We start from the raw sequence: 18,344 nt of genomic DNA, 5'->3' as shown, positions 1-18,344 counted from the left end.
GGGGGAACTTAAGGGGATCTAAAATCCCCACCCCTTGGTTGCCCCGGAGCGGCTAGGATCGACGGCGGTGGCGCAGGAGTTTCAGATAGCCGCCGTCGATCAGCGCAAAGCCTTCCTCGACGAGCCCGATGATCGTGTCACGCAACGGCGAGGTCTTCCAGGGCTCAGAGGCGAGGCGCTCCTTGCCGAAGATCGCGATTGCAATCTCTCGATAGCTTGCGCCATTCATCCGGCCGTCGGCAGCCTGGAGCTTCAGGCGCAAGCGACGGCGCTGCTGGATGGTCATGCGGGTATCGGCAGGCACCTTGCGACCGTGCCGGCTACGCCAGAATCTGGTGAGGGCCTCGACACGGCCAAGCGTGTCGGAATCCAGCGGGATGAGCGCAGCGAGCGGCTGTGAGGGATCACTACCGGGGAGGAGAACGACCTGTGTCCCTACATCACCGACACTGATCGCGTGGGTTCCTTCCGGGCTATGCCGAGCCGTGCCGAGCTCGGTCAGTGGCTGATGCGATCTGACGGGCAGGAAGTCCGGCGGATGCACGAGGGTGAGAACGGATGGGGCGACAGCCGGGGACCAGAATATCTCCTGCTCCAGGGCGGACAGGTCCGGCCTTGCCGGGAAATCGCAGACCCCACTGATGCTGCTCCTCCTGTGACAGCGGCAATGTCTCGCTCCCTGCGGTCACAAGGGTCTGATAGTGCTGCTGATAGGGCTCGTGACGTCGAAGGCATTCCCAGGCGAGCCCCTCAACGGGCAAGTCATCGAAGAAGTCGTAGCTTTCACGGTCTCGCCAACGCGAAGTATCCGGCTTCATTCATCAGCTCCTCGCACGACTCGATCGGTCGGGCGAGAATTCATTCCTGCACAAATGGAGGATTGGAAGCCTAGCAGTTGACATCGTGCGATGCCGGAGCGGCATCACGGACGGCGCTGGACAATCAGTTGGCGGAGCGGCGCAAGAGATGACGGTACCCGGTATGGGTCATCCACCGCGCGCGAGCCAGGTGGCTCTCATGGACCCGCCGAGCGCGGTCAGGCTCGCGCGCGGGATCGATCCCGAACAGCACCGCGACGGCTTCCTGCCAGTCCGCGCCGTCAGCGGCCGCGTCAAGCAGGCGCATATAGAGCTTGATGTGGGCCCGATCATAGTCGGTGAGTTCACCAACCGTCGGGGCGGCATCGTCAAAGGGCTCGATCATGAGCGGCCGTCAGTTCGTCCCACGATGCGTTCGGGGCATCGTCTTCCAAAAGGAAGGTACGACTCGGCGAAGGTGCGCGGCCGACCCTGGAGGGAATTTGGCTTTGCGTGGACAGTCGATCAGCGCCTCTTATCACCATGGTCATTGACGAGCAGAACTCCTCGGCCGCGCTCGGTGGACAGAAAGACAATGCCGGCTGTCTCGAGGGCGCGTCGTACCTGATCGCGCGTGCTTTCATACACCTCAAGTCCGCTTTCGGATTCGAGGCGCTTGAGCGCGGTCAATGATACCCGAGCCTTGTCAGCGAGCGTCTCCTGTGTCCAACCCAGCAACGCGCGCGCGGCCCGCGACTGTCGGGCGGTGATCATGCATGATCACCTCCCACGCGGAGCTACGCGCGCGCCAAAACTACGACTATTATAGTCGTCCTTGCGTGTCCAGACCAGCTGGAAGTGCCTTTTGAACCGCATCTTGCCTGCCTTGGCGCGAACTGATTCGGTCGCCGGGAAGGCAGGAGGCCCCGGACCGACAGTCCGGGGCCTCGCGTGGCTCAGTCGCCGCGCCGCCCGTTGGAGCGGGACCAGATCAGCGAGAAGCCTTCACCGTCCTCTTCCTCGAAGAGGTTGGCGTAGATCGGGGCGGTGAAGCTCGGATCATCGAGCTTGAGGCCCAGATAGTCGCGGCCCTCGTTGGAGCGCTTGGACCAGGCGGCGCCGATCTCCACGCGGCCAACCAGGACCCGGTGGCTGGGGGCGTTCTCGCCGGCGGCGCGCTGGTCGGGGACGATGCGCACGTTCCTGGCCTGGACGCTGAGGGTGACGATTTCGCCGGTGAACTCGTTCGAGCCGGTCTTCTTGAAGGTGCCGATGGTCGCCATGGTAAGTCTCCGTTTTCTGTTTTTCGAGCCCGCACCATTGCGGCCTCGATGGCGATCGGCAGGCCGGAGGCGATCGACGGCGCACCCCGAAGGGGCCTGACAGCCAAGGAGGACTTTCTTGCCTCGCGAGGAATGGCGGCCTGAGCCGCCAGGGGAAGAAAGTCTGACGCCGCTGTTGCGCCAGAGGCGATCGAGGCGTCAGCCGACCTTCGGCCAGATCAGGCCATAGAAGAGGCCGTTTGGAGCGGTCGAGGTCTGGTCAGAAACGGAGCGATGGCGGCCCTCCGCAGCCGCAAGGTGGCATCGCATCAGGCGCACCGGCTTCGTCCGGCCCTTATCCGGGGGATCGCTGCATCCTGACCCGGCCTGCCTTCCGGGATGATCCCGCATGCAACGGATCCCGGCGCTCGCGTTGACGACGATGCTCCCTTCAGCACTCCGACGTCGGTTGCTCTTCGGGCCGCGTGTCAATCCGGCGGTGACACGCCTCGCAAGCAACGGCTCTCACCAGCGGGATGGCCTGCTGTGGTCGCTGCCCTGGTCAGCCGGAGGGGATGCGTGACGTCAGGCCCGTGCGAGGTCCCGGCCGGTGGGGCCATTGGCCGCCACCATTCCCGCGACCCGCACAAAGGCGGTGACGCCGACGGCGAGGGCCCCGATGACGGAGAACGCAATCTGCCACGCGTCCGAGGGCATGATGTGCTTTACGATGCCATGGGTGGCATGGAATCCGGCGATGGCGGCCGGCGCGACGAAGACGATCGCGACAACCAGCTTCAGCCATATCGGCCGAGCGAAGGTGATCAGGAGCTGGATGATCGTGAAGGTCGCGGCGGCGGTGGCGACACCGACCAAGATCGCGCCGAGGGCGCCGGCGCCGGTCCCGTGCGCCCAAGCGCCCGCGCTCACGCCGACGAACGCCGGCAATGCGAAGACGGCCAGCGTGAACAGCAGCCAGCACAGCACGCCGATGGCCGCGAGGGATGCGAGGATGATCATGATGGTGGCCTCCGTGCAAAAGCTCTGACGGTTGCGCCTGCCACCACCACGGCGCGACCGCACCATAGCGGAAAAGCGACTGCGGCGGGAGCGGAAATCAGGAGATCACAACTCACGGCAGCACCAAATCCGCATCCGAGCGGCGAGAGCGGCAAGGTGCGAGTCGTCGAACAACCTGGACATGCGCCGCCCACGTCTGAGAATATAAGTATAAGTGATGTCGGAACTGCCAATCGCTGTGGGGGGACTTAGGGATGCCATACTACGCCGCACTGAGAAGAGAAGATCCGGAGACGAGACAACGGATCTCCTCCGGTTTGCTGCGTCTGCGCAAGTCAATCGCCGATCAAGGCGTGCCGACGCGGACCGTTGCGGGAGACGTTCTGATCGCAAGCTGGAACATTCGCGAGTTCGATAGCAGGAAATTTGGCGGTCGGCTGACGGATGCGTTCTATTACATTGCCGAAATACTGAGCCATTTTGATTTGATCGCCCTTCAGGAAATCAGAGGAGACTTATACGCTCTCGAGCGAGTCCAGAGCCTGCTCGGAAGCTGGTGGAAATACGTTGTGACCGATGTCACCGATCGCGGATTGGGCGGCAATGACGAGCGCATGGCGTTTCTGTACGACAGCCGGAAGGTCACCTTCGGCGGTTTGGCTGGCGAGATCGTCCTGCCGCCCTCGAAAGTGGATGCAGAGGTTCTCCAATTTGCCCGGACGCCCTTCGTCTGCGGATTTCGGTCAGGCTGGGCCAAGATCGATCTGTGCACGGTGCACATCTACTATGGTGACAGCAAGCCGCTCGACAAACGGAGGCTTGCGGAAATCCGCAATCTTGCTGACTTTCTGGCGAAGCGTGCGAAGAAAGCGGCTCAACCGGCACCGTCGACAGGCACAGAGCCTAAGGTGCGACCTCCCGAACCCGATACCCTCGTCCTGCTCGGGGATTTCAATATTTTCAACACGGGCGATGCGACGCTCAAGGCGATCACGGATGCTGGCTTCGTGATCCCGAAGGTGCTGACTGACCGCAGCGGCAGCAACATGGGAAAGGACAAGTTCTACGATCAGATCGCCATCTGGCGTGGGAAGCGCTTCGGTGAGACGCCACGTGGCGGCGTTTTCGATTTTTACAATGCCGTCTTTCGCGAGGAAGACGAGCCGCTTTATGCGCCTCTGATCAAGCTGGCCAAATCTGGCAAGCCGCCGAAATACAAGGAGTGGAAAACGTATCAGATGTCAGATCACCTCGTGCTTTGGTCGGCCTTTAAGGTGGATTTTGCCAAGGATTACCTGACAGATCTCGCGAAGGAAAACGTGGGATAACGAAGGGCGGCGCTCACGCGCCGCCGAACCTCCAGACCGGGATGCCGAGCTTCTTCGCCTTGTCGGCGAGGTTGTCGTTGATGCCCGTGCCCGGGAAGTGCATCACGCCCTTCGGCACGATCTCCAGGATTTCGTCGTTGCGCTTGAAGGGCGCGGCCCGGCCGTGCTTCGTCCAGTCGGGCGCGAAACCGATCTGCGGCACGTTGCGGTTCTTGGCCCAGAGCGATGCGATCTTCTCGGCGCCCTTCGGCGACTTGCCGTGGACCAGCACCATGTCCGGGTGCTTCTCGAGGACTTGGTCGAGCTTGGCCCAGATCAGCCGGTGATCGTCATAATCGAGCCCGCCGGTGACAACGATCTTCGGGCCGGGAGGCAGAAGCACCTCTTGCTCGGCCCGCTTCTTCGCCATGAGGAAGTCGCGGCTGTCGATCATCGCCGCAGTGAAATTGCGGTGGTTGACCTTCGATCCGCTGCGCGGGAACCAGGGCTTGCCGACGTGGCGTTCGTAGTGTTCGGCGGCCTGGTCGCGCATCAGCTCGAAGGCGTTCTGGCGTTCGATCAGCGTCTTGCCCTCGGCGATCAGGCGCTCGAGCTCGACCGACTTCACCTCGCTGCCGTCCTGTTCCCGTTGCGAGCGCTTCTGGGCCTGCTCGTTGTCGTCCAGCTCGCGGGCGATCCGCTCGGCGGCCCGGTGGAAGACGTTGACGGTCGACCAGAGGAGATCGTCGAGGTCGGGTTCGAGGCGGGTGTCACCCAGCGTTCCGATCACGGCGTCGAAGATGTCGGCGACTGCGCCCGCGATCTGGTTGCCGTCCGGCAGAAGCCGCTGATCGGGCTCGTCGGCGAAGGGGCGGTAGCCGTAAAGCTGCAGCTCGGTCGGGGCGTGGTCGGTAGGTGAGGAAGCGTGGTGGGGTTCGAAGTCGTCGTGCTCGCTCATGGGATGCTCCGTCGGCTGGACCGCGACCGTCGCGGCCTTCATGGCGACGAAGCCCACAGGCGGGCCGGCCCTGCACCCGGAGCGGGAGCGCAGGGCCGAAGCGTCAGCGGAGGAGGGCGAAGTCCGGCTATTTTGCCTCGCGATGGAAAGGCCCGAACCGGGCCCCGCGCGGCCTGCCGCGAGGGGTGGAAAGGGCCGCCGGAAGATAGTCGGCCGCCGCCATTGCCGGGACGGCCGGCTTGTGGGCCGATCGCCCTCTCGAAGGCCAAGGCGCGGTCCTCTCCGACGCGCCCCCGCATCCAGGCGAGCATGGCGGCAGCGCCACCCCGTTCCTCGTTGCCGGCTATGCCGCCAGCGCCATGAAGCGCGCGACGTCCTGCGGCGCGATCTGCATCCGCGTCTGGCTGCGGAGTGCATCGATTCCGAGGGTGCGGAGATCCTCGTTGAAGTCACCGAGTCGGGGCGAGATGACGCTCGCCTCGATCCCGGCCGCGCTCGCTCGTTCGACCAAGCTGTCCCGCGCGCTGTCGCCGGCTGGGTCGTTATCGCGCAGGATGTAGAGGCGGCGCAGCGTGCCCGGGAACAGGATGGCAGCGAGATGGGCTGCCGAGAGCGCCGCCAGCATCGGCATGTCGGGCAAGACCTGCTGCACCGAGAGGACCGTCTCGACGCCTTCGCCGGCCGCCATGACGTCGCCGCCGATGCCAAAGCGGACCGCATTGCCGAGCAGGTCGCCCATTGCCCGGCGTGGCGTGTCGAGAGGCGCCTTGTCCCGGCGTCGCGGATCGAGCCAGGTGCGGTGCGCGCCAGTAATCTTGCCGTTGAGGTCGGTGACGGCTGCGATCATGGCCGGCCAAACTTCAGTCGGCGAATGCTCGTCGGGCCGATAGTAGCAGCGCGGGTGGAAGCGCAGGCTTCGGGTTCCGCGTACATCCATAATGCCGCGTTGGCGCAGATACGCTTCCACGAGCGTGCCCAAAATCGGCCGCGACATGCGGATGAGACGCCGAGCCGCCTCGGGTGAACCATGCGGTGCTGGGGCCTGGCGCACGGCAGCCGGCATCGGCTCGGGGGGCGGCATGCTGAGGAAGGTCCGCGCCTCGTCGGCGACGTCCTTGAAGTCGACGAGGCCGCAGCTCTCCCGGATCACGTCAAGCAGATCGCCATGCTCGCCAGTGGCGGCGTCGGTCCATTTGCCGGCCGGGCCCTTGGCTGAGTCCTTGAGCCGGACGTACATGGAGCGGCCGGGCGTGTTGCGCGCGTCGCCCACCAGCCAGTAGCGCCCCTCGCGGCGGCCGCTGGACAGGTAATGACGACACACCGCCTCGGCCTGTCGGCCGAGACGATGGGCGAGATCGGAGGCGTCATGACGGGCCATCACGCGGCCTCCCGCTCGGAGATGCGCGCGATCGGGTAGGTGTCGAGCAGCTTCGCGAGCACCACCGAGCCGCTGGCGTCGGCGGGGACGAAGAAGCGCAGCTTCCACGAGATGATCTCGCTGAACAGGCCATAGGCCCGCAGCCGCTCGCGCATCGCCTCGGTGAAGCCCGTCAGCTCCAGCCGATGGGCGCCCATGACGCGAGCGCGGCGAAGCTGGAGACCCTCGGACAGATCGAGGATCGTCGTGCCGTCCATCAGCGCGGCGAACGCGTGCTCCGACGTCAGTGTGGTCTCGCGCGACGCCGCGTTCGCTGCCCATGCGTGAGAGACGCGGCGACCGATGATGCGCTCGCCCGCATCAGTCTGAAGGCGATAGACCCGCGTCGACTCCTCCGGCAACCGCTTCCAGATCGGCAGCAGCAGGCCGGCGACGATGTGAATCGTGCTGTCGGAGAACTCCGGGATCTCGGAAAGCTCGGCGTTCCATGCCACCGCGAAGCGGTCGTGATCGGCTTCTTCCCAATGGCTCTCGTCCATCATCCGCAGTGGCGCATAATGCTGCTCCATCGGCCGGATCAGGCAGACGCGCCGCTCGATCTCGCCGCCATCGAGCATCATCGACGGCGCCGGCATCTGCACGGCGGCACGGCCGGAGCGACCGTTGACGAGCAGCCGCGCGCGTGGGTCGGAGAGATGGTCGAGCGCTTCCGCCAACGTGGTCGGGCGATTGCGCTCGCGGCGGGTGATGGTGAGCAGCCGCGTCTCGGCACCGGTGCCCGGATGGGTATGGATCACTTGGGCTTGGGTGACGACGAAGCTCTCCGCCTGCAGCGTCTCGAGCCCAACATCATAGACGCCGCTCCTGATCGCGCCCTCGATCCTGGCGGTGAGGAGCTGCTCAAAAGCGGTGAAGAGGATGCCCTGAAGCTCGATCGTCAGCGCCAGCAGCCGATTGAGGAACGTGGTGATCGGCGGCAGCTCGTCCTTGATGCCATTGTCGTCCATCAGCTTTAGTCCGGTGGCGGACTCGAAGCGCTCGAGCGAGCAGCCCTCGACCTTGCCGCGGACGAGCAGCAGATAGAGCTGGCGCAGCGCGTCGCGCGCGTAAGGGCTTTCCAGATTGTCCTCGGGCCGGAAGAGACCCTGGCCGCCGGTCTGGCGCTGGCCGCGCGTGATGGCGCCGAGCGTGTCGAGCCGGCGTGCGATGGTCGAGAGAAAGCGCTTTTCGGCCTTCACATCGGTGGCGATCGGCCGGAACAGCGGCGGCTGCGCCTGATTGGTCCGGTTGGTGCGGCCGAGGCCCTGGATCGCGGTGTCGGCCTTCCAGCCCGGCTCCAGAAGATAGTGGATGCGCAGGCGCTGGTTCCTGGCTGTGAGGTCCGCGTGATAGCTGCGGCCGGTACCGCCGGCGTCGGAGAAGACGAGGATGCGCTTCTGGTCATCCATGAAGGCGGCGGCCTCGGCGAGATTGGCGGAAGCCGCCCGGTTCTCGACGACAAGGCGATCGCCCATGGCGTCGGCACCCGACTTGCGCACCACGCGCCGCGAGCGGCCGGTCACTTCGGCCACGACGTCGGTGCCGAAGCGCTGGACGATCCGGTCGAGCGCGCCGGGGACCGGCGGCAGCGCAGCGAGCCGTTCGATAAGCTCGTCCCGGCGTGCGACCGCTTCACGGCTCTCGACCGGCTGGCCATCGCGCCAGACCGGCCGAGACGAGAGATTGCCCTCGCTGTCCGAAAACGGTTCGTAGAGCTGCACCGGGAAGGAATGGGCAAGGTAATCCAGAACGTATTCGCGCGGCGTGATGTCGACACGCACGTCATTCCATTCCTCGGCCGGGATCTCGGCCAGGCGGCGTTCCATCAACGCTTCGCCGGTCGAGACGATCTGGATGACGGCGGCATGGCCATCGGCCAGGTCCTGCTCGATCGAGCGGATCAGCGTCGGGGTCTTCATGCTGGTCAGCAGGTGGCCGAAGAAGCGCTGCTTCGCGCTCTCGAACGCCGATCGCGCGGCCGACTTCGCCTGCCGGTTCAGCGTGCCGTTGTCACCGGTGATGTTGGCGGCCTGCATCGCCGCGTCGAGATGATTGTGGATGATGGCGAAGGCGCCCGCATAGGCGTCGTAGATGCGGGTCTGCTCGGGCGTGAGCTGGTGCTCGACCAGCTCATATTCGACGCCGTCATAGGAAAGCGACCGGGCCGTGTAGAGGCCGAGTGAGCGCAGATCGCGCGCCAGCACCTCCATGGCCGCGACGCCGCCATTCTCGACCGCCTCAACGAACTCGGCGCGGTTGGCGAAGGGGAAATCCTCGCCGCCCCACAGGCCGAGCCGCTGGGCGTAGGCGAGATTGTGGACGGTGGTCGCACCCGTCGCCGAGACATAGACCACGCGCGCGTTCGCGAGCGCGTGCTGGAGCCGAAGCCCGGCGCGACCCTGCTGCGACGGGGCCACATCGCCCCGCTCTCCCGTGCCGCCACCGGCGTTCTGCATCGCATGGCTCTCGTCGAAAATGATCACTCCGTCGAAGTCGGAGCCCAACCATTCGACGATCTGCTTGACGCGCGAAAGCTTGCTCCCGCGGTCGTCGGACCGGAGCGTGGCATAGGTGGTGAATAGGATGCCTTCCGCGAGCCGGATCGATGTGCCCTGCGGGAAGCGCGACAGCGGCGTGACCAGCAGTCGCTCCATGCCGAGGGCCGACCAGTCGCGCTGCGCATCTTCGAGCAGCTTGTCGGACTTGGAAATCCAGACGGCCTTGCGGCGTCCCTGAAGCCAGTTGTCGAGGATGATCCCGGCCGACTGGCGGCCCTTGCCGGCGCCGGTGCCGTCGCCGAGCATGAAGCCGCGGCGGAACCGGACCGCGCTTGGGGCATCGTCTGGCGCGGCGGTGACGAGATCGCAGGTCTCGTCCACGGTCCAGGCGCCGGCGAGATATTCGCTGTGCGCCTCGCCGGCGTAGATCACCGTCTCGAGCTGGGCGTCGGAGAGGACGCCGTCGGTGACGATCTGGGCCGGCAGCGTCGGGCAATAGTTTGGCTTCGGCGGCGCGACCGAGGCCATGGCGGCCGACTGCACCAGCTTGGTCGGATGCGGTTTCGCGCCGGGGATGCGGATCGATTGAAGCACATAGCGCTCGTAGATCGCGTCCGAGAGGCGACCGCCCTCGGGCGGCGTCCAGTCGATGGTCTCATAGGCGAGGGGCACGCCTTCGATCTGGGCGATGCGGCGCGCGGGCTGTGCGGTGGCCGCGCGGGCGAGATTGCCTCGAACGGTGCGGGGCGAGGCAGGAGTTGCGGCGGTCATGCCCGGAACCGCGACCGGCATGCGAGGTGGAAGTTGCTGCGCGATCCATTCGAGCAGCGTCACGACGTCCGGCGCGATGCCGGCGGAGTCAGGAAAGCTGCCGGGATCGTCGGCCGGCGCTTTGTCGATCACGGTCAGACGCGTCTCGACGGTCGTGCCATGATTGGCATAGACCGAGCCTGCGATGGCTGCGGTGAAGACGACGCGTCCGCGCGCTTGCAGGCGGACGAAGGCGTCGCGCCAGGCCGGCAGCTCGGGCGAGAAGCTCGCGCCGGTGATCGCGACCAGCCGCCCGCCATCGGCAAGGCGAGCCAGCGCCGAGGCGACATGGCGGTAAGCGGCGTTGGCCATCCGGCCAGTGACGTTCGCCATCACCGAAAACGGTGGATTCATGATGACGACGCTCGGGATGGCGGAGTGATCGAGACCGTCGTCGATCTGGGCTGCGTCGAAGCGCGTCAGCGGAACGGCCGGAAAGAGATGGCTAAGAAGGTCCGCACGGGCCTCGGCGAGCTCGTTGAGGATGAGGGTCGAGCCGGAGATCTCGGCGAGGATCGCCAAGAGGCCGGTGCCGGCCGATGGTTCGAGCACCCGGTCGGCCGGGGTCAGCGCTGCCGCCGTCAGCGCGGCAAGCCCGAGCGGGACCGGCGTCGAGAATTGTTGGAAGGCCTGAGCCTTCTCGGACCTGCGCGTGTGTGTCGGGAGGAGCCCGGCGATCCTGGTCAGGGCCGAAAGGCGTGAAGCCGGAGACGCAGCTTTGCGGAAAAGTGCCTTTCCGTATTTGCGCAAGAACAGGACCGTTGCGGCCTCGCAGGCGTCGTAGGCCGTCTTCCAGTCCCAGGCGCCCGAGGAGTCGGACGCGTCGAAGGCGGCCTCCATGGCGCTGCGCAGGATCGCGGCATCGACGGGGCGGCCCTGTTCGAGATGAGAAAGGAGACGCTCGGCGGTGGCCAGGACAGCAGAGGCCGGTGGCGTCCGGCCCGCGAGCGGCAGCAAGGCCGCCGAAGCAGCCGGGATCGTAGCATGGAGCATGAGGGATACCTCAGAGAGCAGGGCAGGGGCGAGCCTGCCCGGCGCTCTCTCTCGACCGGACGGGCTCAAACCCGTCCCGGCCGACCTCTCACTCTGGCGCGGGCGGAATCCGGCTCATCACGCGCCTCCCTCGGCAAGGCGATCGGCAAGTCAGTGGCCGGTGCTCATCCATGCGATCGTCCGACCCGTGGCGAGATTGAGGACGTGGGCATCGCCGGAGAAACCGTTCACGATGGGGTTCGAGGCGATGCCGGCTCATTGAAAGCTCCAGCGGCCGGTCAGCCCGAAGGCTTCGGCGTAGCTGGTGACGAAGGTGATGAGGAGCTGTGGGTCGGCGCTGCCTGGATCGCGAAGCCAGAGCCGAGTTGGGCCGTGCTCAGGCGTCACCGAGAGCTGAAAGGGCTCGGCCGGCGGGTCTTCGCGGCCGTTCTCGGCCATCAGCGACGCGTCGATGTCGAAGACCTGCGCGGCATTGGCGGACGTGCCAAGGTCGAGCAGGCAGGAGTAGCGGTGAAGAAATCGGTCATGTCGGGCTCGTGAAACGAAAAAAGCCCGGCGCTCGGGCCGGGCTCGGAAATGGGGGTCGGGTGAAGGCGGCTAGTAGCCGAACTGCCAGGATGGCCAGGACTGGCCGTCATCGGCGGCGCGGACGGCTTCGTCGAGGTAGGCAGGATCACCATCGACGATGACGGGATCGTGCACGGGGGTCTCGTCGCTGATTGTCACGCGGGTGACCAGGCCGTCATCGACCTCGACATGCACTGGGACAAGATATTGGAAGACGACGCGGCGGGGCGACGGGGTAGATCGCGTCATGGCGATACTCCTTGTGCGAGGAAACGGGCGGAGCGGCCGAAGCCGCTCCTCGGCGGGGTCATTCCGCCGCGACGAGGGGGCGTTCCTCGTCTTCAGCGTCGGCCGCGACCTCTTCCTCATCGTCGCCAGACAGGAACGCGGGCAGTGCCGCGCCTTCTTCGTCGCCGCCGGCTTCAACGTCTGGCGTGGACGCCTCGGCCGCCTCGACCATGCGCAGGGGCTCGGGCAGCCAGCCGGAATCGGCCAGCAGGCGCTCCGCCTCCTTCGCCATGTCGCCCTTCTTGAGGTGGTCGATGAGCTGCGCGGCCTGCTCGCCGGCGCCTTCACGCACGGCTTGAAGGATGCGTGCCTTGGTGACGCGGCCGAGATAGTTGCCGACGGTCGGACGCCAACCGACCTCGACCATGTCGAGCCCGGTGGCGCGCGAGCCGGTCGGCCTGGCCGAGCCGCATGTCGAGGCTATGCTGGGAAAGCCCGCTTCCGCTGTAGGGGTTGGGCTTGTCGTAGAGCGCGTTGACGCCGTAGCTCACGCAATGCGCCAGGAGCGCCATGCGGCTGGTGTCGTCGAGGGCCGCCAGCCAATCCCACAGCGCGTCGTCATCGGCGGGGATGTCGCCGGCCCAGGCCTCGTGCCGCTCATGCACCGCGCGGGCCGAGGGGCTGTCCTTCAGGGCTTCGTCCTGGACGGGGAAGAAGACATGGCGGACCGAGGCCTCCAGCGCGCCGGTGTACATGCGATGCTGGAAGGTATCGGAGACCAGCTTGTGCAGCAGCGCCGTCATGGCGACGTGCGGGTTGCTGGCCACTGCATCGCGAAGCGCCAGCGTGCGATGGGCGGTCAGCTCGGTGACGAGACGATCCGGCAACGGCTTGATCGCATCGTCCTCGTCGTCCTCCAACTCCGTCGGCTGGCTGCCGATCGTGATAACGGCCCGCTGCACGACGGGCTCGGCCGGATCGCTCGACTGGCCCTCGGCGTCGCCAGCGTCCGCGCCCACGGCCGGCCGGGGGGCCTCGTCCTCAGGCCTGACATAGCCGCGATCGATGTCGAGCCTACCGTCATGGGCGATGCTGATGAACACGCCCGCGCGGACAATGTCGTCGGCTTTGAAGCGAACCGGCCGGGTCTCCAAGTCCGCCAGCGCGGTCTCGATCTCGCCGAGGCGCTGTTCGATTTCGTCCGGCAGCTCGTCGGCGCCCTCATATTCGGCCTCGAGCTTCTGATGCTCGCCGTTGAGCGCATCGATCATCGCCTGTTCCTCGGCGGTCAGGTCGAGCGGCTCGCCCTGCAGTTCGCGCAGGCCCCGGGTGGCGTCGTAGGGGAAGCTGGCGGCGACCTCGATCCACTTCCAGCCTTCGGCCGCGACTTCGTCGGCTGTGGCCTTCAGCTTCTCGGCGACCAAGCGATCGAGCAGCGCGGGGTCCTGCAGCCAACCGCCGTCATCGGACTGGAACAGGTCGCGCATGACGATGCCGCCGGCGGCCTCGTAGGCCTCGACGCCGACGAAGACGGCGCGCTTGTCCGAGGCACGCACTGTCGTCTCGGTGAGCATGCGCCGGATCTGATAGGGCTCCTTCGACCAGGCGTTCTTGATGCCGTCCCAGACCTGCTCCTGACGGGCGTGGTCGCTGGAGACGGTGAAGGCCATGAGCTGCTCTAGCGTCATCTCTTCGGCCTCATAGACGTCGAGCAAGGTCGGGGAGACGGTGAGCAGGCGCAGACGTTGCTTAACCACCTGGACTTGCACCAGGAAGGCGGCGGCGATCTCCTCCTCGGACATGCCCTTCGTCGCCATCGCGGCGAAGGCGCGGAACTGCTCGAGCGGCGTCAGCGGAAGCCGCTCGACGTTCTCGGCGAGCGAGACCTCCTCGGCGAGGATGGGACTGTTTGCGTCGCCGACGACACAGGGGACCGGTGCGGTTTTGGCGAGGCGCTTCTGTTTGACCAGCAGTTCGAGCGCGCGGTAGCGACGGCCACCGGCAGGGACGTCGAACATTCCGGTCTCGGCGCCCTCGGCATCCAGGACGGGTCGAACGTGGAGACTCTGGATAAGGCCGCGACGCGCGATCGAGGCCGCTAGGTCCTCGATCGAGACGCCGTCCTTTCGGGTCCGGACATTGGTCTGGGAGAGAATGAGCTTGTTGAAGGGGATGTCGCGCGACGACGACAGGATGACTTTCTGAACGGCAGTAGCCATCGGGATGACTCCGTGACGGGCAGCCGAGAGCCTCTCTCTCGACCTCCAACCCGTCACGAAAATCCCGTCCTCCCCCTTACTCTCTACTTTCGGCGTCTCTCTCGCGCGCAGACCGGACCGATGCTCAGCAAGCAGGTCGTGCCGCACGGACTCGTAAAGGCGTAAAGCCAACTGTGCGGATTTGTCGGTTCCGCCTGACCTATAGATCGAGGTCCTCCTGAGAATAGTAGTTGGTGGTGTTCAGTCGTGACAGAGCCAGCTTCGGATCACAATTATGTCGACAACGCGACTGCCTTGATGCAGCAATCCGGCGAAATTGGTTGGAAATCTTACCACTTTGCACTTAGAACAGAAAAAGTCTGCGGAAATTCTGCAAGCAGATTCTGAGAGAGTCATTCGCAGTTCATGATTTGCGCAAGAGACCGTCCATAAATGGCGCTAAGAATGACAGCGAAATTGTTTTGCGCTCAGCTCGTGCTGGCGATGGTCAATCATTGTTTGACGTGACAGCGCAATCCGTTCAGGGCCTCGCAAAGAATCACTACAAGAGCGAACAGCTTGCAGGGTGGATGGGAGAACGTACTGTCGAATATTATGAGGATATTATCGAGAAGGGTCATACGGTCATCGCCGAAGAAAATGGTGAAGTACTGGGGTTCGTCGACTCAATTCTTGGCGAGGTGACGCGCCTTTTTGTGCTGCCTAAGGCAGCAGGCCGGGGACTCGGTAAGCGACTGCTCAAAGTTGGCGTTGAAAATGCGGCCAAGGGATATTCGGGGTCCATCAAGATAGAATCCACGCGAAACGCGCAGGGATTCTGTGAGCGTCACGGTTTTAAAGCCATGCAGAAAGGATACTTCTCTCATGGCGTTGGCGGAGAGCCGATCGAAATTGTTCTAATGGAAATGGCGCGGACATAGTGCCAGCTTGCACGAAGCCCCTCCATCTTCCGTGACACTGAATTCCCGACATTTGCGGGAAAATTGGCGTTGCAGGTCCGGGACATCATGGTCACGCCTTTATCCCTGCATGATGTGCTGGCCTGGACACTCTACGAGAGAACCTGAATTACAGTCATGACCTCATCCCTTCCCGATGCGCGAACGAAACTCATCGTTGCTGCTCTGACCGTTGGTGCCTTCGCGATCGGTCTGGACACGTTTGTCGTCATCGGAGCGCTCGATGTGATCTCTCGTGACCTGACGATCTCAACCGGCGCGGCGGGCTGGATCATCTCGATCTACGCACTCTGCTACGCGGTCTTCGCGCCGCTGAATGCCTGGATGTTTAAGGACATGAGCCGCCGCAAGGTCCAGATCCTCTCCATTGCGATTTTCATCATCGGCAACCTGATCTGCGCGATCGCAGCGAATTTCCTAACCCTTGTCGCAGGTCGCGTCATTTCCGCCTATGGCGCGGCGATGTTCACGCCGGCGGCTACCGCGCTGGCCGCCGAGCTCCTGCCGCCTGCACGCAAAGGGATGGCGTTGTCCCTCATCTTCGGCGGCATGACCGTTTCACAGGTTGCTGGCGTTCCCGCGACCAGCTGGATTGCAGCTACGATCGGCTGGCGCTTCGCCTTCGCTTTCGTAGTCATTGCCGGCCTTCTCGCATTGCTGATCCTCGCTCCGATGATGTCCGGGATCCCTGCCAAGGCGCCGGAGCGCGGCAACGGCCCGGCCTCGAAAGACGTCTCCAAGATCATCTACGGCGTCCTTTCCGTGACGCTCTTCGTCGTCGTTTCCGAGTTCATCGTTTATTCCTATGTGAGCGTCTTCATCACCGGCTCCCTGCTGGCCGGGGTCCCGCTGCTCTCGGCCGCGCTCTTTGCCTATGGTTTCGGAGCCGTGACCGGAAACGTCGCCTGCGGGTTCCTGACCGATCGTTTTGGCCCCTTCAAGGTCCTCATCGCGGCCGTGGGGGCCCAACTCATCTTGCTCGTCGGCCTAGTTGCATTCGGGCAGCACGGCGTCCTCACCCTGCTCATCGCCTTGCTTTGGGGCAACGTGAGCTACATGTATCTCGTCCCGATCCAGCACCGGCTCCTCAGCCTCGCCGGGGAGAGGTCGAAGCTGGTCCTGGCCATGAACAGCTCGACCACCTACGCCGGGATCGCCACCGGCGCTTTTCTCGGCGGCATCCTCGTCGAGATCAGCGGGGTCACAGCCCTGGCCGCGGCGTCCATCCTGATTGGCCTCATCGGCATCAGTCTGGCTCTTGCCTTCATGCGTGATGCCGCACCTGCAGAAGCTGCGAGTGCGGCATGAACGAGATAGTGACGAGCAAGACGACGACCAACGCGCGCATAAGATGCGTTATCACGGCCTGCCTGGTCGCAGCGGAACTAGTGTCATATTGGCGAAGAGGTCGCGGAGCGATGCAGCCGTTAGGCACGCCTTCAGTCCACCGCCGCCTGAGCCTTGCTCGACGCGGTGAATATGGCCGAGATATCGTTGCAAAAAACCTCCAACTAACTAGAAATATAAGCGGCGTGCTCTGATGAGAGCCGTGCCGATATCGATGGATTCGCAAGAGCCACTGCTGCGCCAGCGATCGCGCACCTTGCCTCGCAGCGGATCCGGTAGAGCGAAGAGCCGAGCCCGAGCCTCGCGCCGGCGGGCGGCCCGCGCGTTGCGCTGTGCCGGGCGCTCACGCTCGTTCCACCAGACGTGGCGGCGAGCCATCTCCTCGTCGACGCTACGTTGCCGGGCGGCGATCGCCTCGGCGAAGAGCGGCAGCGCCTCCCGTTCGAGGCGCTGCTTACGAAGGAACGCCGTGCGCTTGCGCGGCGTATCCCGATAGGCGGTCACCGTGGCCAGCGACGGAAGCGCATCACACATCCTCCCGCTGGGCGCGATGGGCGGCGTAGAGCACGCGCTCTGCCTCGCGGATGCTGCCGGTTCGATGGGCCGCCTCGGCCCAGACTGAGATTGGAAACAGGCCTTTGAACAGGTTGTCGCGCTCGATGCCGAGGCCGAGCGGCAGGCGGATAGCGGTCATCTCGGCGAGGCTGAACGAGCCCAGCTCGGGCTGGCTGAGATCGGCCAGGCCGAACAAGGTGTCGCCGTCCTCGTCGAGTTCCGTGGCGAGCCAGACGCCTTCGCCGAGGGGGTTGAAGAACTTGACCACGGGAACATGGTCGACATCCCGTTCGCGGCCGTTGGCGGTCAGCCGCTCGCGCAACTCGGGCGTGAGAAGGATCATGCCGCCCTCCTGTCGATCGAGGGTTCGGCCTGAAGGCCCGCGTCGTCGGCTGGGGCGAAGCTGAGAAGCCAGTCGGCCGCCTTGCTCGCCTGCGATGCAGCGCGGACGATCGCGCGATTGTCCTCGCGCAGCACTTCCAGCCACGAGCCGATGTAGTCCGCATGCCGGACGGTCGGCACGATGCCAAGCGACGCGCAGCAGAATGCGGCGTTCATCTCGGCGACGAGCTCCTCGAAGGCATACTTCTTCGTGCCGAAGCTGCCGCTCATGTCGCGGCTGAGACGGGACGGATGCCCGGTGGCGTGACCCATCTCGTGAAGCGCCGTGCGGTGCCAGTTGATCGGCTCGAAATAGGCCTGAGGCGGTGGAACCTGGACGTAGTCGAGCGCCGGGACATAGAAGGCGCGGTTGCCGCCGATGCGGAAGTCGATCCCCGCCGCACGGATCAGAGCCTCGACCTTGGGCTCGATCAGGCCGGGCGGCGGGGGTGGCGCGACGATCGCGATGTCCTCCGGCAGGTTCTCGCACTGTGCGGCGTTGAAGAGGGTGAAGCGCTTCAGGAACGGGATCGCCTGGGCTTCCTCGCTGGTCTCGCGGGCGCGCCGCTTCTCGTCCTCGGGCACGAAGCGGTCGGCATAGACGACGGTCGTGCCGCGCTCGCCCTTGCGGACATTGCCGCCCAGCGCGAGCGCCTGGCGGAAGGTGAGCCAGCTCTGGCCGGGAAAGCCGTGCTCGATCACGGCGCCCCAGAGGATCAGCACATTGATCCCGGAATAGTGGCGGCCCGTGGCGGCGTTCCTCGGCATGGCGAGCGGCGCCTTCGCGGCGGCCGTTCCCCAAGGCTGGACCCAGGGCACGCGGCCGGCCTCCAGCTCGGCGATGATCTTGCCGGTGATTTCGTCATAGAGGCTCGTCCGATCCTGACCGGCGCGAGCGGGTGCGGTCTTTGTGGACATCGCGGGTCTCCGCGACGGGCGCCGGGAGCCTCTCTCCCAGCCCTCAACCCGTCACGGCAAAGCCGGTCCGCACTCTCACTCTACAGGGGGCGTTGCGGGGTCCCCCGC

17 protein-coding genes and 1 pseudogene are annotated in these 18,344 nt (G+C 65.1%); 4 read left to right on the top strand and 14 right to left on the bottom strand.

Annotated features, from left to right (window positions below; all coding sequences use genetic code 11):
* Positions 1-52: 52 nt before the first annotated feature.
* The 6 genes from AA309_RS17565 to AA309_RS17540 all read right to left on the bottom strand — a co-directional run bounded on the left by AA309_RS17565 (position 53) and on the right by AA309_RS17540 (position 3,079).
* Positions 53-544, bottom strand: a complete 492-nt coding sequence (locus AA309_RS17565; protein WP_342027958.1) for a DUF2285 domain-containing protein — start codon at positions 542-544, stop codon at positions 53-55.
* Positions 474-818, bottom strand: coding sequence for a transcriptional regulator domain-containing protein (locus AA309_RS36570; protein ID WP_244470394.1), 345 nt, complete (start codon positions 816-818; stop codon positions 474-476). The genes AA309_RS17565 and AA309_RS36570 overlap by 71 nt, the downstream gene beginning before the upstream one ends.
* Before the next feature lie 124 nt (positions 819-942).
* Positions 943-1,203, bottom strand: coding sequence for a DNA -binding domain-containing protein (locus tag AA309_RS17560; RefSeq protein ID WP_047190316.1), 261 nt, complete (start codon positions 1,201-1,203; stop codon positions 943-945).
* Between the two features lie 119 nt (positions 1,204-1,322).
* A complete protein-coding gene (locus tag AA309_RS17555) occupies positions 1,323-1,571 on the bottom strand; it encodes a helix-turn-helix domain-containing protein (protein ID WP_047190315.1) in 249 nt (82 codons plus the stop codon).
* 182 nt (positions 1,572-1,753) lie between these two features.
* A complete protein-coding gene (locus AA309_RS17550; RefSeq protein WP_047190314.1) occupies positions 1,754-2,080 on the bottom strand; it encodes a DUF736 domain-containing protein in 327 nt (108 codons plus the stop codon).
* 564 nt (positions 2,081-2,644) lie between these two features.
* Positions 2,645-3,079: a hypothetical protein gene (locus AA309_RS17540; protein WP_047190312.1), complete on the bottom strand. Its 435-nt coding sequence runs from the start codon at positions 3,077-3,079 to the stop codon at positions 2,645-2,647.
* Positions 3,080-3,333: 254 nt separating this feature from the next.
* Between AA309_RS17540 and AA309_RS17535 the strand changes: the two genes are divergently transcribed.
* Positions 3,334-4,407, top strand: a complete 1,074-nt coding sequence (locus tag AA309_RS17535) for an endonuclease/exonuclease/phosphatase family protein (RefSeq protein ID WP_047190311.1) — start codon at positions 3,334-3,336, stop codon at positions 4,405-4,407.
* A 13-nt stretch (positions 4,408-4,420) separates the two neighbouring features.
* Here the strand turns inward: AA309_RS17535 and AA309_RS17530 are convergent, their stop codons facing one another.
* From AA309_RS17530 to AA309_RS17520, 3 genes are all read right to left on the bottom strand, one after another.
* Positions 4,421-5,344: a DUF2493 domain-containing protein gene (locus tag AA309_RS17530; protein ID WP_047190352.1), complete on the bottom strand. Its 924-nt coding sequence runs from the start codon at positions 5,342-5,344 to the stop codon at positions 4,421-4,423.
* A gap of 343 nt (positions 5,345-5,687) precedes the next feature.
* Positions 5,688-6,722, bottom strand: coding sequence for a DUF7146 domain-containing protein (locus AA309_RS17525; protein WP_047190310.1), 1,035 nt, complete (start codon positions 6,720-6,722; stop codon positions 5,688-5,690).
* Positions 6,722-11,062 (bottom strand): strawberry notch family protein, encoded by a 4,341-nt coding sequence (locus tag AA309_RS17520; protein ID WP_084731342.1) that lies wholly within the window; start codon positions 11,060-11,062, stop codon positions 6,722-6,724. Before AA309_RS17520 ends, AA309_RS17525 begins: the two co-directional genes overlap by 1 nt.
* On the opposite strand from AA309_RS17520, the gene AA309_RS37455 reads away from it, so the two are divergent.
* Positions 11,054-11,602, top strand: coding sequence for a hypothetical protein (locus tag AA309_RS37455; protein WP_047190309.1), 549 nt, complete (start codon positions 11,054-11,056; stop codon positions 11,600-11,602). The genes AA309_RS17520 and AA309_RS37455 overlap by 9 nt on opposite strands.
* A gap of 57 nt (positions 11,603-11,659) precedes the next feature.
* Here the strand turns inward: AA309_RS37455 and AA309_RS17510 are convergent, their stop codons facing one another.
* Both AA309_RS17510 and AA309_RS17505 read right to left on the bottom strand, forming a co-directional pair.
* A complete protein-coding gene (locus AA309_RS17510; protein ID WP_047190308.1) occupies positions 11,660-11,878 on the bottom strand; it encodes a hypothetical protein in 219 nt (72 codons plus the stop codon).
* A 58-nt stretch (positions 11,879-11,936) separates the two neighbouring features.
* Positions 11,937-14,076 (bottom strand): annotated as a pseudogene (locus AA309_RS17505) (ParB/RepB/Spo0J family partition protein).
* 410 nt (positions 14,077-14,486) lie between these two features.
* Between AA309_RS17505 and AA309_RS17500 the strand changes: the two are divergent.
* Positions 14,487-14,996 (top strand): GNAT family N-acetyltransferase, encoded by a 510-nt coding sequence (locus tag AA309_RS17500; RefSeq protein ID WP_244470393.1) that lies wholly within the window; start codon positions 14,487-14,489, stop codon positions 14,994-14,996.
* A 156-nt stretch (positions 14,997-15,152) separates the two neighbouring features.
* A complete protein-coding gene (locus AA309_RS17495) occupies positions 15,153-16,343 on the top strand; it encodes an MFS transporter (RefSeq protein WP_047190307.1) in 1,191 nt (396 codons plus the stop codon).
* A 207-nt stretch (positions 16,344-16,550) separates the two neighbouring features.
* On the opposite strand, the gene AA309_RS17490 is transcribed toward AA309_RS17495, so the two are convergent.
* Genes AA309_RS17490 through AA309_RS17480 form a run of 3 tightly spaced genes read right to left on the bottom strand, consistent with a single transcriptional unit; the run spans position 16,551 to position 18,236 of the window.
* Positions 16,551-16,916, bottom strand: coding sequence for a hypothetical protein (locus tag AA309_RS17490; protein ID WP_052954795.1), 366 nt, complete (start codon positions 16,914-16,916; stop codon positions 16,551-16,553).
* Positions 16,909-17,280 carry a DUF2958 domain-containing protein gene (locus AA309_RS17485; RefSeq protein WP_047190306.1) on the bottom strand — a complete coding sequence of 124 codons (372 nt, stop codon included), beginning with the start codon at positions 17,278-17,280 and terminating at the stop codon, positions 16,909-16,911. The genes AA309_RS17490 and AA309_RS17485 overlap by 8 nt, the downstream gene beginning before the upstream one ends.
* The gene (locus tag AA309_RS17480) at positions 17,277-18,236 is read right to left on the bottom strand and encodes an ArdC family protein (RefSeq protein WP_047190305.1); all 960 of its coding nucleotides are present in this window, start codon (positions 18,234-18,236) and stop codon (positions 17,277-17,279) included. Before AA309_RS17480 ends, AA309_RS17485 begins: the two co-directional genes overlap by 4 nt.
* Positions 18,237-18,344: the final 108 nt, after the last annotated feature.

This window comes from Microvirga vignae (genome assembly GCF_001017175.1).
GTDB classification, from domain to species: Bacteria; Pseudomonadota; Alphaproteobacteria; order Rhizobiales; family Beijerinckiaceae; genus Microvirga; species Microvirga vignae.
Note: the sequence above shows the minus strand (reverse complement) of the source record. Positions and strands in the feature narration are given on the sequence as shown.

Coding starts and splice junctions, on each gene's coding strand:
- AA309_RS36570 (WP_244470394.1), bottom strand. CDS start 818: ATGAAGCCGGATACTTCGCGTTGGCGAGACCGTGAAAGCTACGACTTC.
- AA309_RS17560 (WP_047190316.1), bottom strand. CDS start 1,203: ATGATCGAGCCCTTTGACGATGCCGCCCCGACGGTTGGTGAACTCACC.
- AA309_RS17555 (WP_047190315.1), bottom strand. CDS start 1,571: ATGATCACCGCCCGACAGTCGCGGGCCGCGCGCGCGTTGCTGGGTTGG.
- AA309_RS17550 (WP_047190314.1), bottom strand. CDS start 2,080: ATGGCGACCATCGGCACCTTCAAGAAGACCGGCTCGAACGAGTTCACC.
- AA309_RS17540 (WP_047190312.1), bottom strand. CDS start 3,079: ATGATCATCCTCGCATCCCTCGCGGCCATCGGCGTGCTGTGCTGGCTG.
- AA309_RS17535 (WP_047190311.1), top strand. CDS start 3,334: ATGCCATACTACGCCGCACTGAGAAGAGAAGATCCGGAGACGAGACAA.
- AA309_RS17530 (WP_047190352.1), bottom strand. CDS start 5,344: ATGAGCGAGCACGACGACTTCGAACCCCACCACGCTTCCTCACCTACC.
- AA309_RS17525 (WP_047190310.1), bottom strand. CDS start 6,722: ATGGCCCGTCATGACGCCTCCGATCTCGCCCATCGTCTCGGCCGACAG.
- AA309_RS37455 (WP_047190309.1), top strand. CDS start 11,054: ATGGAGCATGAGGGATACCTCAGAGAGCAGGGCAGGGGCGAGCCTGCC.
- AA309_RS17520 (WP_084731342.1), bottom strand. CDS start 11,062: ATGCTCCATGCTACGATCCCGGCTGCTTCGGCGGCCTTGCTGCCGCTC.
- AA309_RS17510 (WP_047190308.1), bottom strand. CDS start 11,878: ATGACGCGATCTACCCCGTCGCCCCGCCGCGTCGTCTTCCAATATCTT.
- AA309_RS17495 (WP_047190307.1), top strand. CDS start 15,153: ATGACCTCATCCCTTCCCGATGCGCGAACGAAACTCATCGTTGCTGCT.
- AA309_RS17490 (WP_052954795.1), bottom strand. CDS start 16,916: ATGTGTGATGCGCTTCCGTCGCTGGCCACGGTGACCGCCTATCGGGAT.
- AA309_RS17485 (WP_047190306.1), bottom strand. CDS start 17,280: ATGATCCTTCTCACGCCCGAGTTGCGCGAGCGGCTGACCGCCAACGGC.
- AA309_RS17480 (WP_047190305.1), bottom strand. CDS start 18,236: ATGTCCACAAAGACCGCACCCGCTCGCGCCGGTCAGGATCGGACGAGC.